The sequence below is a fragment of the Elusimicrobiota bacterium genome, assembly GCA_041660925.1.
Taxonomy (GTDB): Bacteria; Elusimicrobiota; Elusimicrobia; order UBA1565; family UBA1565; genus JBAZUV01.
This window is the reverse complement of record JBAZVI010000012.1, coordinates 33,267-50,727: the sequence shown is the minus strand read 5'-3', so window position 1 is coordinate 50,727 and position 17,461 is coordinate 33,267. Positions and strand designations below refer to the sequence as shown.

General features: G+C 68.5%; 1 protein-coding gene (running past one end of the window). It reads right to left on the bottom strand.

Annotated elements, in window-relative coordinates; all coding sequences use genetic code 11:
- Positions 1–17,461: part of a LamG-like jellyroll fold domain-containing protein coding region (locus tag WC969_14395; GenBank protein ID MFA6031043.1), annotated on the bottom strand (this coding region is incomplete at its 3' end). Its footprint begins 36,234 nt before the window's first position; the window shows 17,461 of its 53,695 annotated nt.

The window sequence follows — 17,461 nt, the reverse complement described above, 5'->3', positions numbered from 1 at the left end:
CCGTCGGGTTGTTGAGGGCCATGATGTACCCGTTGCCGTCATAATTCGACAGCAGGCTGATGTATTGGGTCGGGGAGACCGTCTTGAACCACGTCTCGACGGTGAAATCCCTGCTGAATGAGAGTTTGGTGGTGGGAGCCGTCTGCAGCCATTGGCTTGCTCCGTTGAGTTGGACGGCGGTGCCCCGCTTGCCGCCGACCCAGGAGAGGTTGCCCTGGACGTAGCCGTTGAAGGTGTTCGTGCCGGCGTCGACGACCATCGGACCCGACGATTCGTCGAAGTGCCACTGCGCGGCGAGTCCCTGCGGCACGCCGGTCGTCGTCATGAGGCCGGCGATCGGGTCCTGGACGTTGAGCCGGACGCTCACGATGTTCGAGGAGGCGTAGACCGTTTGGAGCGCGTTCCAAGTGTTCGAAGCGGCCGGGGCCGTGCTGAACTGCGCGTTGTAGAGTGACGGGGAGCCGATGTCTACGACGAACGACCAGATTGCGGACCAGTTCGGGTTGCCCTGGGTGCGCACGCGCCAGTAGTAGGTGGCGTTCGGCGCCAGCACGTTCGAGCTGCTGAGGAAGTTGTTCCAGGTGATGGAGTCGCTGATGACGCCCGTGAAGCCGGCGTCGGAGGCGAGCTGGAACTGCACGGGGATGTTCGCGTAGGCCTGCCAGCGGAACTGCGGCGTCGTGGTGGAGACCGCGCTCATGTCCTCGGGCTGGAGCTGGGCGGGAGGGCTGTCGACGAGCACGGCGTAGGGGCCGTAGGCGGTTGCGCCGCCGGCCAGGTTGCTGAAGTAGAACATGACCTGGTTGGTGGCGCCGCAGGGCTTGAGGAGGCCGCCGCAGGTCGTCGCATTCGTCGAGATGACCAGGTTCACCTGCGAGGAGAGCGTCTCTGCCGCGGTCGTCGCGTCCTGGCCGCTCAGCGTCATCGTCGCCGCCGGAGCGAAGTACATGAGGTTGCCGTTGCCCGCCTGCGAGCCGGGCGCCATGTAGAGCCGGTTGCGCCAGGGGTAGAGGCTGCGGATCTCTTCCATGAAGCCGTTGTAAGCGATGGTGAAGGTCGTGCCGTCGAAGGCGTAGAGGTCGCCGAGGCCGTCGTTCGCGGCGAAGTTGGACTGCCCGGCGTAGAGCCGACCGTTGAAGGCCGCGACGGTGCGGAAACCGGAACCGGGGCCGTTGAAGATCTTCGTCCAGGTCAGGCCGTCGTAGCTGAAGATCTCGGCGCCGGCGCTCGTTCCATTGAGGTAGCCGCCCGAGTAGAGCTTGCCGTTGTAGACGCCGAGGCCCATGGCGTAAGGATGGGCGTTCGCCATGGACCTCGTCCAGACGCTGCCGTCGAAGACATAGATGTCACCGGGGTTGTACTGGGCGGCGAAGAGGCGGCCGTTGTAGACCCCGAGGTCCCAGAAACCGAAGCCCGGAGCGGTGAAGCTCTGGGTCCAGGTGGCCCCGTCGTAGGCGTAGACATAGGCGCCGCTCGCGGCGCCGGCATAAGCCGCGGCGTAGAGCTTCCCGTTGTAGACTTTCAGGCCCATGACATAGACGCCCATGCCCGTGATCTGCTGGCTCCAGTCCCCGGCGTCGCATTGGGTGGCGTTGCCGGTCAGGGCCGGGTTGCAGACGTAGACCATGCCGCTCGCGGTTCCGCCCATGCCGGCGTAGAGCTTCCCGTTGTAGGACTCGAGCGACCAGGCGTAGTTGGTGCCGCCTCCGCCGCCGAAGCTCGTGCTCCAGTCCCCGGGGTCGCAGACGTCCGGATCTCCCGAGAGGCCGGGGTTGCAGACATAGATGATGTTCTGGTTGACGGCTCCGCCGACGCCCGCGTAGAGGCGTCCGTTGAAGTCCTTGTACGCGAAGGTGTAGGGCAGGCCGTGCGCGTAGCTGATGGCGCCGTTGCCGTCCTGCCAGGTGCGGCCGGCCGAGGTCGAATACTTGACCCAGTAGCCGCCGGGGGCGACGTCGAGGATGCCGGGGATGCCGCGGGTCGAGACGAGGAGGCCCGAGGTCGCGTCCTGCACGGTCAGTTGGACGGTGGCGCCGTTGAGGACGTCCGTGTACTGGCTCTCGAGCACCTGTCCCAGCGCCGCGTTGAGCGAGGCGTAGCTCGAGCCCGTGGGGGAGGAGAAGTCGGTCACGAAGCTGGCGGTCGGGGACCACGGAGCGTAGTTGCCGTTGCGGCCGAGGATGCGCACGCGCCAGTAGTAGGTCGTGTCGGGCGAGAGTGAGAAGGTCGAGAGGTAGACCCCGTCGTCCCGGAAGTACGGGTTGAAGTTCACATAGTAGACCGGGGTCGAGACCGATATGACGATGCTGCCGGGGGCGAAGAGGGGGTCGCCGTCGGCGACCTGCAGGTAGTAGGTCGCGTTGGAGGCCGCGGCCCCCAGCGCCGCGCACGAAGAGGCGGGCGGGCCGGACCACTGGAAGTTCGGCTGGAGGTCGACGGCGGTCCCGTCGGCGGGATAGTTCGCGGAGGAGATCGCCACGGGAGTCAGGGTGTCCACGAGGATGGTGTACGCCGCGGTCGCGACGTTGCCGGCGTAGTCGGAGACCGAGAGCGAGACCCTGGAGGTCCAGGCCAGCGGAGCGCTCGAGCAGATGAGGGCGACGTCGTCGACCTGGAGGGTGCGCTCGCTCTTGTCCGAGTTCCAGCCGTCGAGCGTCTGGGTCGTCGTCGAGGTCGCGGTCCAGGTATTGCCGGCGTCGGTCGAGTCGCGCACCTGGTAGGCGAGGTTGCGGTGATGGGCGTCGAGCTGGTTGCTCTGGTAGCTGTCGACGACCTCTCCGGTGGAGAGCGCGCGGGAGAACATCGTCACCTCGTCGATGTCCCCGGCGAAGTACTCGCTGGCTCCGCTGTAGGCGCCGACGGTGATCGGAGCTGCGACGTTCAGCGCGGCGTAGTTGCCGGCGGCGTGCGTGGCGATGAGGATGCCGTCGACATAGGCGCGGAACTGGTCGGCGTTCGTGTGACTTACCGCGACGTGATGCCAGGCGCTGTCGTTGAGGGGCTTGCCGCGCGCGAAGCAGCCGCTGCCGCTGGTGGGGACATAGCGGCTGTCGCACCACTCGAGGATGTTGTTGTTCAGCGAGAGCACGAAGAAGTACGGGGAGGCGTCCTGCTGGGAGATGATGCGGCGCCTGGCCGCGCCGGCGTTCGCGGTGCGGATCCAGGCCATGAGGGTGTAGTCGCCCAGGATGAAGTTCGGGTCGTCGGCGAGCGTGGTCATCTGGGTCGTGCCGTTGAAGCGCAGGGCCGAGCCCCGGCGCCCGCCGATCCACAGGGGCGCGTTCACCGTCGTCGCGTTGAGCGCCTTGGTCGAGGAGTCGAGGAGCTTCGTCCCGACTCCGTCGTCGAAGTGCCACTGGACGACGAGGCCCTGGAGCAGGCCGGTCGAGACCATGAGCCCGGAATCGACGTCGCGGACCGTGAAGCGCACGCTGACGTTCGCGGTGTCCGAGTAGACGGTCGAGGGCAGCGGCCACCACGGGCCGGCCGAGGTGTTCGTGGAGAAGTACGCCGCGACGATGGAGGGGGAATCCACGTCGACGACGAAGGAGCGGGTCGGGGACCAGGCGGGGTTGCCGGGGACGCGGAGGCGCCAGTACCAGGTCGTGCCCATCGCGAGGGGCTGGGGATAGGCGATCTGCTGGTACGGAGCGCTCGCGGCGGTGTCCACGGCGACCGAGCCGAAGCCCGGGTCGTCGTCGACCTGGAGCTGGGTCGCCGCGTGGAACTGCGAGGACCAGCGGAAAACCGGGGTCGTGGTGCTGACATAGGCCCCGTTCTCGGGCTGGAGCTGGAGCGGCGGGGTGTCGACGAACACCGCGAAGGGCCCGAAGTACCAGGCGTTGCCGGCGATGTCGGCGGCCGTGAACGCGACCTGGTTGGTGGCCTGGCAGGGCGCGACGCCCCCGCAGGAGACCGCGTTGGTCGAGACGATGAAGTCCAGGCCCGTCGCGAGCAGGGTCTGGGCGCTCTTGACGCCGTCGGTGCCGCCGAGGGTCATGGTGGAGATGGGCGTCGCCAGGAGGATGTCGCCGTCGCCGGCGCCGTTGCCGCGGCCGAGGTAGAGGCGGCCGTTGAAAGGTTGGGCGGTCCACAGGACTTCCTGGTCGTCGCGATAGACCAGCGTCCAGGTGCTGCCGTCGAAGGAGTAGAGACTCCCCATGCTCGCGCCGGAGCCCATGGTGGCGTAGAGCCGGCCGCCGAAGACTTCCAGGGAGTAGGCGCCGAGCTCCGGGACCGAGAGCGACGGGGACCAGGTTGCGCCGTTGTAGACGATGACGTCCGCGGAGCCGCCGTATTCGGTCGCGTAGAGCTTTCCGTTATAGACGGCCATCCCGTTGACCTGTGAACCCATGGCGGGCGGCTCGTCGTAGACGCGGGTCCAGGTCGTGCCGTTGAACGCGAAGATGTCTCCGTCTCCGGCGGTGGAGCCCTGCCCCATATAAAGGAGGCCGTTGTAGGAAGCGGCGCCCCACATGTACTCCTGCCCGCCGTCGAAGCTCAGCGTCCAGTCCCCGGTCTCGCAGGCGTCCGGGTTCCCGGTCAGGGTTGGGTCGCAGACGAGGACCTTGCCGAAGCCGCCGCCACCGCCGATGCCCGCGTAGAGCTTCCCGTTGTGCGGGGTCAGGGAGAGGACGTAGCTCGCACCGGTGAGGGCATGGTTATAGGAAAGCGACCAGTCGGCGGGTTCGCAGTATGTCGGGTCGCCGGTGGCGGCGGGGTTGCAGGTCCGGATGTCGTGAGTGTTGGCCGGCCCGCCTGCGCCTGCGTATATCCTGCCGTTAAAGGTCGTCATGGCGTAGAATCCATTCGCGCCGGTGACGGTCTCATCGTAGCTGACCGACCAGTCTCCGGAGTCGCAGACGAGCGGGTCGCCGGCGAGCTCGGGGCGGCAGCCGTAGACGTCGCTGTCGTTTGCGGCGCCGTATTGTCCGGCGTAGAGCCGGCCGCCCAGCTCGGCGAACGAGAGGAAGTAGGTCTTCGCCCCGTCGTAGCTCGTGCTGACGGCCACGATCTGCCAGGTCCAGCCGGCGTTGCTCGAGACCCGTATGGAGAAGCCGGAGAGCGGAACCGGCGAGCCGCCGTTGAGGGCGGCGCTGCTCACGGCCAGGCCGGCGAGGAGGTCGCGCACGGTGAGCTGGGCCGTCGCGCCGGCGAGCATGTTGGTGTATTCGCCCTCGAGCCGCTGGGTCTGCGCGGAGTCGAGGTAGAGGAAGGTCGTGCCGACCGGAGAGCTCACGTCTAGGACGAAGCTCCAGGCCGGCGACCAGGCACCGGCGTACATTCCGTTCTGGTGGCGGGCCCTCACGCGCCAGTAATAGGTGGCGCCCTGGGTGAGCGGGAAGGTGGAGACGTAGGTCGCGTCGTCGCGCGTGATGCCCATGTTCTGGTTCCACATCGGCGTCGAGATGGAGGCGACGATGTTCCCGGCGGCGAAGTCGACGTCGTCGCTGGAGACCTGGAGGACATAGGTCGCGGAGCTGCCGCCGAGGGCCGAGACCGCGTTGGGGGCGGGGCCGAGCCAGGCGAAGTTCGGGACGACGTTCACGAAGGCGCCGTTGGGCGGGAACTGCGGGGTCACCGCGATGGTCGGGGTGAGGGTGTCGACGAGGACGACATAGGCGGCGGTGGCCGCGTTGCCCGCGTAGTCGGAGACCGTGAAGGCGACGAGGTTCGTCGGCGCGAGCGGGCCGGTGGAGCAGATGACGGGGATGCCGTCGGCCTGCAGGGTCACGGCGCCCTGGCTGCGGTTGAGCGCGGAGGTCGCGCTCAGCGTCCATGTGGAGTGGCGCAGCCAGGTGAGGCCGGCGTTCGTGCTGTAGGAGACGCTGTAGGCGAGCCCGCGGTGGTGCCCGGCGAGCTGGTCGGCGAGATAGTCGGCTGCGATCTGCGCGGTGGTGCGGACGACGTTGTAGAGGCGCACCTCGTCGACCTGCCCGTTGAAGCAGGCGCCGGCGTTGCCCTGGCAGCCGATCTCGAGGCGCTGGGCGGAGGAAGAGGGGTTGGCGGCGCCGTTGTAGGAGCCGCGCCAGGCCCCGTCGACGAAGTAGTCGATGTGCCCGGCCTTGAAGGTCGCGGCGACGTGCTGCCAGCGTCCGCTGTTGACGATAAGCGGGGGGGACAGCTTGCGATACGCGCTGGGCGTATATAGGGAGAAGTCGCCGCCGTCCACGCAGGCGGTCCAGCCGGAGCCGCCCCAGTTGCCGAGGAAACACTGTCCGCCGGCCGCCGAGCGCGTCTTGATCCAGGCCTCGAAGGTGAAGTTGTCGGTGAGGTTGAAGAGCGGGCTGGAGGGGACTTCGATGTGCGAGGTCCCGTTGAAGGACATGGCCCCGCCGCGCGCGCCCTGGGTCCAGGTCGAGTTGGCGACGACAAGGCCCGTCAGCGAGTTCGTCGAAGCGTCGTTGACGACGGTGCCCGAGCCCTCGTCCATGTGCCATTGGCCGAGGAGGCCCTGCGGCAGGCCCGTCGAGAGCATGAGGCCGGAGAGGGTGTCCCGCATGCTCACGCGCATCGAGACGACCGTGGTGTCCAGGTAGACGGGGCTGGCGGGGTCGAGCCAGGGCTCGTTGACCGTGTCGCTGGTGACCATCGCGGCGTAAAGGGAGGGGCTCCCGATGTCGACGACGAAGGTGCGGGGCGTCGACCAGTTGACGTAGCCGGCGTTGCGGGCGCGCCACCAGTAGGTGGTCCCCTCGGAGAGCGGCGGCTGGGGCTGCAGCCAGAGGTTCTGGGTCGTGGAGTCGACGACAACGGAGGCGAAGCCCTCATCGGCGGCGACCTGGACCTGTGCGCGCTGGGCCGAGAACCAGGAGAGGGTCGGGGTCGTCGTCGAGACCCAGGCGCCGTCCTCGGGGGCGAGGATGGTCGGGTGGGTGTCGATGTAGACCGAGTAGGCGCGGGTCGCGACGTTGCCGGCGTAGTCGGAGGCGACGAAGGCGACGCGGTTGTTCTCGGACCAGGGGCCGGTCGAGTTCACGAACTGGACGCCGTCGGCCTGGAGGAAGAGGGGGCCCTTGGCGGCGTTGCCGCCGTCCATGCTCACGGTCCAGGTCGAGACGGGCAGCCAGGTCAGGCCGCCGGTCGTCGAGTAGACGACGTTGAACGCCTCCCCGACGTTCTGGCCGGCGAGTTGGTCGGACTGGTAGTCCGCCAGGATCTCGGCAGAGGAGCGGGCGACGTTGTACATGCGCACCTCGTCGATCGTGCCCGCGAACCAGTTGCTGGCGGCGTAGAGCGTGCCGATAAAGGTCGGCGCGCCCGTGGCGGAGGCCGGAGAGCCCGGGGTGGAGCCGCGCCAGACGCCGTCGACGAAATAGTGGAAGAAAGACGGGACGACGACGACGGCGAAGTGGTGCCAGTTGCCGTCGTTGGCCGCGATGCCCGGGACCGCCATCGTCGTCCAGTTCTGGGCGCCGGTATAGAAGCTGAAGTTCCCGACGACCCCGTTGTTGATCGCCATGATGTAGCCGTTCGCGGTCCCGGGGTAGTTCGATACGATTCCGGCCGAGGGCGCGGCCGACACGCTCTTGAACCAGGCTTCGACCGTGAAATTGACGCTCGGGGAGAGCTTGGGATTGTTCGGGATCTGCACCCATTGCGTGCTCCCGTTGAATTGGAGGGCTTTCCCGCGCTTGCCGTCGACCCACATGGGGCTTGCGTTGAAAAGGCCGTTCAAGGTGTTCGTGCCTGCGTCGAGGACCATGGGCCCCGAGGATTCGTCGAAGTGCCACATCGCGGCGAGTCCCTGCGGGACTCCCGTCGAGGTCATGAGGCCGGTCAGGGGGTCCGTGACGGTCATCCGCACGGAGACGGTGGTCGTGTCCTGGTAGACCGGCGTCGCGAGGTCGAGCCACGGCTCGTTGACCGTATCGCTGGAGATCTGCGGGAGGGCGAGGGTCGGAGAGCCGAGGTCCACCGTGAAGGAGCGGATCTCCGACCAGGTCCAGACGTTGCCGGCGGTCAGGTGGACCCTCCACCAGTACGTCGTCCCGTTCTGGAGCGTGTTCGTCGAGACGTAGAAGGTGTTGTAGGTCGCCGAGTCGGCGATGATGCCGTCGAAGGAAGGGTCGAGGGAGACCTGGACCGAGTGGTAGCCGTTGGTGAACTTGGTCCAGAGCAGGCCCGGCGTCGTCGTGCTCACGGAGGCGCCGTTCTCCGGCTGGAGCAGCAGGGGCACGGGGTTGGTGTCCACTTGGATGGAATAGACGGCGGTCGAGACGTTGCCCGCGTAATCGGAAGCGTAGAAGGCCACGAGGTTGGACGGCGCCGCCGGGCCGGTGGAGTTGACGAGGACGATCCCGTCGGCCTGGAGGGTCGCCTCGCTCTTGTCGGTGTTCAACGAGGAGGTGAAGGAGACGCTCTCCGTGGAGACCGAGAGCCAGGTCAGGCCGCCGGTGGTCGAGTACGCCACGTGAAAGGCTTCTCCGCGGTTCTGGGCCGCCAGCTGGTCGGTCTGGTAGTCGGCCGCGATCTCCGCGGTGGTCCGGGCCACCGTGTAGATGCGGACGTCGGCGATGGAGCCAGAGGTGTAGGCGCCGTTGTAGCCGCGCATGAGCGTGTTGACGCGGAAGGGGTAGAGGGGGTTGCTGATGATCGAGCTGCCCGAGGCCTCGCGCACGCCGTCGACATAGAGGTCGCCGGTCCGGGTCGGATAGTTCACGTACGCGATGTGGTGCCAGCGGTTGTCGGCGACGCTCGTGTACGAGCGCAGGTTGTGGGCCCAGGCGCCGGGGTAGTGGACGTACTCCGCGTAGCCGCCGGTGAGCACGAGGTTCGCGTAGAGGTCGGCGTTGTCGCGCCCGACGAGTACCTTGCCCCAATCTCCGTTGGCGGCGACGTCGCCTCCTTTGTACCAGAGCTGGACCGTCCAGGCGCTGTTGTCCGAGAGGTTTTGCTGGACAGGGATGTTCACGTACTGGTTGCTGCCGTTGAAGGTGAGGGCGGCCCCGACGCGTCCCGGGCCCCAGACCGGGGAGTTCATCAGGGTCCCGTGGACGCCCGTGGTGGATCCGTCGAGCGCGGTGCTGCCGGAGGATTCGTTCAGCCGCCACATCCCGATGAGGCCCTGGGGCGCTCCCGTGGAGGCCATGAGGCCGGAGAGCGCGTCCTGGACCTTGAGCCGGACCGAGACCACGTTGGAGGTCATGTAGACGCTCGCGCTCGGCAGGCTCGTCCAGGGGCCTGCGGCCGGGTCGGTGCTGACGGCCCCGGCGAAGAGGGTGGGGGAGCCCACGTCCACGACGAAGGTGTGGGTTTCGGACCAGGTGTCCGAGTTCGCGGCCGTGCGTTGGACGCGCCAGTAGTAGGTCGTCGCTCCCGCGAGGGTGAGCGTGGAGCGGCAGAACTCGTTGTAGGTGGCGCTCGAGAGCAGGAGCTGGACGAACGCGGCGTCCTGGGCGACTTGCACCGTGTGGAAGCCGCCGGTCTGCCGGGCCCAGACGAAGGTCGGCGTGGCGACGCGGACGTACGCGCCGTCGGGCGGAAGGAGGAGCTGGGGCACCGGGACGGTGTCGACCAGGACCCTGAAGACCGCGGTGGAAACGTTGCCCGCGTAGTCCTGCGCGGTGAAGGCGACGAGGTTGGTGTCGGAGAGGGCGGCCGTGCTGTTGACCAGCTCGAGGCCTTCGGCTTTGAGGGTCGCCCAGGCGGGGTCGCGGTTGAGCGCGCTCGTCAGCGTGACGTTCTCGGTCGAGACGAAGAGCCAGGTCGTGCCGCCGTTGGTCGAGTAGCGCACGCTGTAGGCCTGCCCGCGGTTGAAGGCCGAGAGCTGGTCGGCCTGGAAGTCGGCGCTGATCTCGGCGGTGGTCCGCGCGACGTTCCAGAGCCGGACCTCGTCGATGGCTCCGGTGAAGTACTGGATGCCGTCGTAGCGGCGGCCGATCTCCACGTTGTAGCCGATGTTGATGGGGGCGCTGACGCCGGCCGCGCGCGTGCCGATGATGACGCCGTCGACGTAGTAGGTGAAGCGGCGGCCGTTCTCGTGGGTCATCGCGATGTGGTGCCAGCGGTCGTCGTTGAGGGTCGGCCCGAGGATGTCGCAGGCCCCGAAGCGGATGTCGCAGAAGCGGGGCTGGTTGCTGTTGAGCGTGAGCTGCCAGTAGTTGGCGACCGCGTCCTGCTGGCTCACGATGCGGGTCGCTCCGGCGCCCGCGTTCGGGGTCTTGAACCAGGCCTCGGCCGTGTAGTCGAGGAAGATGAAGTCGTTGGAGTCCGGGATGCTCACGCCCTGCGCGCCGTTGAAGTAGAGCGCGCCGCCCCGGCGCCCGGCCGTGAAGGTCATCGTGCTCGGGATGAAGCCGTGGTGTCCCTGGGTGGACGCGTCGAGCGCGACCATGCCCGTGGACTCGTCGAGGTGCCAGTGCGCGACGAGGCCCTGCGGGACGCCGGTCGAGGCCATGAGGCCGACGCGGGGGTCCCGCACGTCGATGCGCACGGAGACGACGTTCGAGGTCATGTAGAGCGTCGTGCTCGGCAGGCCGGTCCAGGGGCCGTTGGCGGGGTCGGTCGAGACCTGGGGGAGCGCGAGGGTCGGGGACCCGATGTCGACGACGAAGCTGCGCGTCTCGGACCAGGACTCGTCGTTCGCCGCGTTCAGGCGGACCCGCCAGTAATAGGTCGTCATCTCGCTGAGGGTCAGCGTCGAGACGTAGTTCGGGTTGTAGGTCACCGAGGAGAGCAGGAGCGGCGTGAAGGAGGGATCCGTCGAGAGCTCGAAGCGGTGATAACCGCCGGTCTGCGGCGCCCAGCCGAAGGAGGCCTGGGTCGTGGAGACCCAGGCGCCGTCCGCCGGGGCGTCGAGGCCCGGGACCGGGGAGGTGCCGACCAGGAGGACGTAGGAGGCGGTGGCGACGTTGCCCGCGTAGTCGGAGACCGCGAAGCTCACGATGTTCGTCGCCGCGCCCGCGGCGGTCGAGTTCGCGAGGAAGAGCCCGTCCACGGAGAGGGTGCGCAGCGAGGTGTCGCGGTTGAGGGAGGTGTCGAGCGACACGTTCGCCGTCGAGACGTAGAGCCAGGTCAGGCCGCCGTTGGTGGAGTAGGTCACGTTGAAGGGCTGTCCGCGGTCGTAGCCGCCGAGCTGGTCGTACTCGTAGTCGGCCAGGACCTGGGCGGAGGAGCGGGCGACTTTGTAGACGCGTAGTTCGTCGAGGAGCCCGGTCAGGGGATAGGAACCGCTTACATACGATCCGACGGCCGTCTTGTTCGTCGTGGTCAGGGTCGGCCCCCCTGCGGCGCTGTAGCGCCAGATCCCGTCGATCCAGAAATGCGTGAAGCCTCCGGTGACCACGACCGCGAAGTGGTGCCAGTTGTTGTCGTTCATCTTTACGAAGTTCTGATGCGAGGTGGGGATGGATTTGTAGGTTCCGTTGCTCCAGAAGTAGAGGTCTCCCGCGTTCGCGCTCGCGTAGTTGATGCCGAGGATGTAGCCTGCGGAAGCTCCCGTGTAGTTCGAGAGGATGGTCGCATAGGCGGAGGAATAGTTGGGCGCCTTGATCCAGCCCTCGAGCGTGATGTCGTCGCGAAGGTCCAGTTCGGGGCGATAAGGTATCTCGATCCTTTGGGAAAGGGCGCCGTTGAAGCTCAGCGCCGAGCCGAATACTCCGGTCGCCCACGTCGAACCGTTTATGAACGTGCCGTCATAGGCGTTCGTCGAGGCGTCGAGCGCGACCGTGCCGGAGGATTCGTTGAAGTGGTACTGGAAGAGCAGACCCTGGAGGATCCCGGTCGAAGCCATCAGGCCCGAGACGGTGTCCTGCACGTCCACGCGCAGCGAGACGGTGTGCGAGGCGAGGTAGAGCGCCGAGGGCAGCGGGGTCCAGGGCCCGGTCGCGGGGTCCGTCGAGACGCGGGGGGAGGAGAGGGCCGGCGAGCCGACGTCCACGACGAAGGTGAAGGACGAGGCCCAGTTGAGGTAGCCCGGGTGGCGCGCGCGCCACCAGTAGGTCGTCCCGTCGAGGAGCGAGCCGGTCGCGCGGAAGGCGTTGTACTGGTTGACGACGACCTGGGTCATCGAGCTCGAGACCACCGCGTTCATCAGGTCGTCGGCGGCGAGCTGGACCTGCCCGCGCGAGGCCAGCCAGGTCAGGACCGGCGTCGTCGTGCTCACGAAGGTCCCGTTCGGAGGGTCGGTGAGGACGGGGCGCGTGTCCACGATGAGGGCGTAGGGGCCCGCGCGCGTCGCGTTGCCGGCCCGGTCGTTGAAGGTGAAGACGATCTGGTCGGTGGCGCCGCAGGGCCAGACGCCGCCGCAGGTCTGCGTGTTCGTCGAGTAGACCGGGCGCAGGGAGAGCGCGTTGAGGGTCTCGAGCGCGGTCGTGCCGTCCTGGATGGTCGTCCAGGTCGAGACGAGCGTGTTCAGCGCGAAGACGTCTCCATCGCCCACCCCGGAGCCCTGGCCGATGAAGAGCTTGTTGTCGTAGACGCCGAAGGAGCGGATGGATTCCTGCTGGCCGTTGAAGGCCAGCGTCCAGGTGCTCCCGTCGAAGGAGAAGACGTCGCCCATGTCGGCGCTGTTCCCCTGGCCGGCGTAGAGCCGTCCGTTGAAGATGCCGAAGCCGTAGAAGAGGTCCTTGGGCGAGTTCCCGATGAGGGCCCAGCTCGTCCCGTCGTAGGTTCGGACCTCTCCCTTGCTGACGGCGTTGGAATGGGAGACGTAGAGTTTCTTGTTGTAGACCTGCATCGCGTAGTTCCCGACGCCGGCCAGCTCGACCGCCTTCGTCCAGGTGCTGCCGTCGAAGGAGTAGACGTCGCCCTTGCCGGCGGCGCCGCCCTGCCCCGCGAAGAGGTTCCCGTTGTAGGCGGCGAGAGGCCAGAACCAGTCGCCGTCGCCGTGGAAGCTCTGGCTCCAGAGGCTGCCGTCGAAGACGAGGATGTCCGCCTTGCCCGTGGCGCCCATCCCGGCGTAGAGCTTGCCGTTGTAGACCGCGAGCCCGTAGGCCGTGGAGTAGGGGCCCTGATAGCTGAACGTCCAGTCCCCGGCGTCGCAGACGTCGCTCGCCCCGCTGAAGGCGGGGTCGCAGACCATGATGTCGCCGTCGCCGTTGGCGCCTCCTCCGAACGTGGCGTAGAGGCGGTTCTCGAACTCCGCCAGCGCGACGACGCCGGTCTTGGTCCCATGGTAATTGAGGGTCCAGGAGGTCCCGTCGTAGACGTAGATGTCGCTGTCGCCCCCGCTCGCGCCGTAGAGGCCCGCGTAGAGCCGGTCCTTGAAGACGGTCAGAGCGAGGACGTAGTTCTTGTCCCCGTCGAAGGACGGCGTCGCGCCCTCCTGGATCCAGGTAGTCCCCGCGTCGGTCGTGTAGCGCACCCCGAAGCCGCCCGTCGCGTCGAGTCCGCCCCCGGGCCGGAAGGCGGTGCTGATGAAGAGCCCTGAGACGGCGTCCTGCACGGCGAGGTGCGCCAGGACCCCGCTGTTGGCGTCGTTGTACTGCGACTCGGCCATGAAGCCGCCGGTGGAGTTCGTGTGGACGTAGGAGCTGACGACGGGAGCCGCGAAGTCCGTCACGAAGCTGGAGGCGTCGGACCAGGGGCCGAAGCGGCCGAGGGAGGCGCGGGCCCGCACGCGCCAGTAGTAGGTCGTGGCGTCCGCGAGAGAGAAGGTCGAGCGGTAGACGGTGTCGTCGGTGACCGTCCCGGAGCTCGAGAGCCAGGCGGGCGTCGAGATCGAGAGGACGATGTCGCCGGCGCCGAAGGCCGGGTCCGCGGCGACCTGAAGGTAGTAGGAGGCGCCGGGGCCCAGGCCGACGACCGTCACCGTGGAGGGGCCGGACCACGCGAAGTTCGGCTGGACGTTCACGTAGCTCATGGCGGCCGGGCAGGTCAGCGTGGAGACGCTGAGCGGGGCGGTCGTGTCGACGAGGACGGCGTACGGTCCGGAGGTCGCCACGTTCCCGGCGCGGTCCATCACGGTGAAGACGAGCTGGTTGGTCGCGCCGCAGGGGGCGACCCCGGAGCAGAGCAGGGTGTTCGTCGAACTGAGGAGCTCGACGCCGCCGGAGGAGAAGAGCTCCGGGGAGAGACTGCCGTCCTCGCCGGTGAGGCTCGCGGGGGCGGTCGGCGTGAAGGCGTGGACGTCTCCGTCGCCGGCGGCGCCGCCCTGCCCGGCGTAGAGCCGCCCCTCGTAGGCGGCCAGCGCGAGGATCTGGCTCTTGGCGCCGTCGTAGACGAGGCGCCAGCGGTCGCCGTCGAAAGCGAGGATGTCTCCGCGGCCGGCGTTGTTGCCCTGGCCGGCGTAGAGGAGACCGTTGTAGGCGCCCAGCGAGCGGATGGCCTCCTGCCCGCCGGGATAGCTGACCGTCCAACTGTTCCCGTCGTAGGCGAGGACGTTGCCGTTGCCGGTCGCCGAGCCCGCGCCGGCGTAGAGGCGGCCGTTGTAGGACGCGAGGGAGGCGATCTGCTCGTAGGAGGCGGTGTAGCTCGGGGTCCACGCGCCTCCGTCGTAGACGAGCACGGTGCCGTCGCCGAAGTTGAGTCCCTGTCCGGCGAAGAGCCGGCCGTTGTAGACGGCGAGGGAGTCGATGGTCTCCTGGCTCCCGTCGTAGGAGCGCGACCAGTTCTTCCCGTCGTAGGCCAGGATGTCGCCGTCGGCGGTGCTGCAGCATTGCCCGGCGAAGAGCCGCCCGTTGAAGGCGGCCAGGGAGCGGATGGCCTCCTGCGTCCCGTCGTAGCTGAGCGTCCAGGACGTCCCGTCGAAGACGTAGACGTCGCCCGTGGAGCCCGAGCTCTTCCCCTGTGCGGCGTAGAGCTTCCCGTCATAGACCGCGAGGGCGTAGACGGCGTCGGCCGTGCCGTTGAAGCTGAGCGTCCAGGAGTTCCCGTCGAAGGCGTAGACGTCTCCCTCGCCCGCGCCCACGTTGCCGTCGAGGCCCGCGTAGAGCTTCCCGTTATAGACGCTCAGCGCCGAGACGCGGGGGACGGTCCCGTCGTAGCTCGTCGTGCGGGTCTGCGCGAACCAGAAGTTGGAGTTGGAGGTGGAGAAGAGCACGCCGAAGCCGCCGGGGGCCGCGAGCATGCTGTCGGGGACCGCGGCGGTGCTCAGACGGAGGCCGGAGCCGAGGTCTTGCGCGCTGAACTCCGCCGAGACGGCCGAGGAGTCGTCGTTCCAGCCGCCCTCGGCGATGGCGCCGCCGCTGGAGCTGCGGGAGACGTAGCCGGAGAGCGACGGAGGAGTGAAGTCGGTGACGAAGCTGGAGACCTCCGACCAGGGGCCCGGCGTGCCCCCGCCGGTGTTCCAGCGGGCGCGCCAGTAGAAGGTCGCGCCTTCGGCGAGCGTGAAGGTGGAGAGGTAGACGGCGTCGGTGATGAACGACATCGTGCTCTGCACCACCGGGGGGGTGGAGATGGAGATGACGGGCGACGCGAAGCTCGGGTCGTTCTGCGCGACCTGCAGGAGGTAGGAGGCGCCGACGCCGAGGCCGGCGGCCGTCGCCGTGCTGGGGAGATACCAGTCGAAGTTCGGCTGGACGTTCACGTGCACCCCGAGCCCGGGATAGGTCAGCACCGGCGCCGGGTTCGTGTCGACGTAGATGACGAAGACCCCGGTGCTCGTGTTCCCCGCGTAGTCGCTCAGCGAGAAGGAGACGAGGTCGGTGAGGGCTCCGTAGCCCGTGGAGGTGACCAGGCGCAGACCGTCCGCCTGGAGGATCGTCTGGGCGGTCTCCCCGTTGGCGGCCTGGAGCGTCAGGCTCTGCGTCGAGGCCTGCACCCAGGTGCCTCCGGCGTCGGTCGAATAGAGGACCGAGAAGGCCCGGGAGCGCAGTCCCGCCGCGAGGAGGTCGCGGTCGAAGTCTCCGGCGACCTCGATGGAGGAGCGGGCGACGCCGAAGAGGCGGACTCCGTCGATGACGCCGCCGAAGTCCTGTCCGCCTCCGGCCTGGGCGCCCAGGACGACCGGCGCCGCGATGGCGTGCGGCGCGACCGCGGCCGCGGAGCGGGTCTCGACGAGGGCGCCGTCGACGTAGAAGCCGTAGAGGTCCCCGTCGCGGCGGGAGACCGCGACGTGGTGCCAGGCGTCGTCGTTGAGGAGGGGGCCGACGGAGACCGCCGTGCAGCCGAGGTCGCGGCTGTCCACGCAGACGCTGAGGCGGTTGTCGAGGAGGGTCAGGAGCCAGTAGGTGCCGCCGTTCTGCTGGTTGACGATGCGGCGATAGCCCGCGCCCGCGTCGGCGGTCTTGATCCACGCTTCCAGCGTGTAGTCCACCCAGTCGAACGCGGAGGAATCGGGGACGTCCACGCGCTGGCTCGAGCCGTCGAGCCGCAGGGCGCCGCCGCGGCGGCCCGCGGCCCAGGTCGTGCCCGCCCCGTAGCCGGAGAGGACCCCGTGGAGCCCCCCTGTGGAGGCGTCGAGGGCGACGATGCCGGAGGACTCGTCGAGATGCCAGTCGGCGACGAGCCCGGCGGGGGTCGCGGTGGAGGCCAGCAGGCCGGCGAAGGCGTCCTGGACGGCGATGCGCACGCTCACGACGCTCGAGCGCATGATCGTGTCGGGCGCGACGTCGTTCCAGGGGGCCAGGGCCGCTGCGGTCGACGCCTGCAGCTGTGCGCCCCAGGAGGGGGCGACGAGGTCGACGCGGAAGCTTCGCGCGCCCGAGGGCTCGCCGGTGTTCTCGTCGCGCACCTTCCACCAGTAGCGCTGGGCATGGGTCAGGGAGACGGGGGAGGCGCAGAAGGCGTTGAAGGTGACGGAGTCCAGGACCACGTCGCTGAAGGCGTAGTCGCGCGCGACCTGGACGCGGTAGGAGTTGCCCGCCTTGCCGCTCCAGTGCAGCACGGGCCGCGGCTCACCGAGGTAGGCGAGGTTCTCGGGGTAGACGAGCGTCACGGGGGAGGGCAGGGTCCAGGTGGAGACCGACGGGGAGGCGGGCGAGCGGACGCCCTGCGCGTTGAGGACGGCGATGGAGAAATAGAGCGTCGTCGCGGGGTCGAGGCCGGCGATCAGGCGCGTCTCCGTCTGCGGGGGCGCGAGCGGCGTGAAGGCGTTCTCGTAGACGGTCGCCGAGGAGAAGTCGGCGTCCGAGGCGATGGGGCCCGTCGAGTACCGGATCAAGTACGCCGCCGCGGTGCCCGTCGAGTTCTCGGCGTCCGCGGGCGGCGCGGTCCACTGGAGCACGACGCTGTCTGAAGACCGCGCGATGACGGCCAGGTTGGTGACGGCTCCCGGGACCGGGGTCCCGGCGAGGGCGCCGCTCTCGTTGGCGAAGCCGCTCGCCAGAGACTGCGAGCCGCCGAGGGACTCCAGGGCTCCGGCGCTTTGGAACGTCGCGCCCGAGGAGGCCGCACCGCCCTGGACCAGCGCGGCGGGCTCCGAGACGAACGAGGCGCTCTCCTGGCGGAGGGCGAAGACTTTGGGCAGGACCAGCAGTCCGGCGAGGAGGACGGCGAGGAAAGCGGCGACGAGGCGGGAACGGTTGCCCGAAGGCAACAGCTGAGATCGGCGGACGGCGGGCAGCTCGGCGGGAGGCAT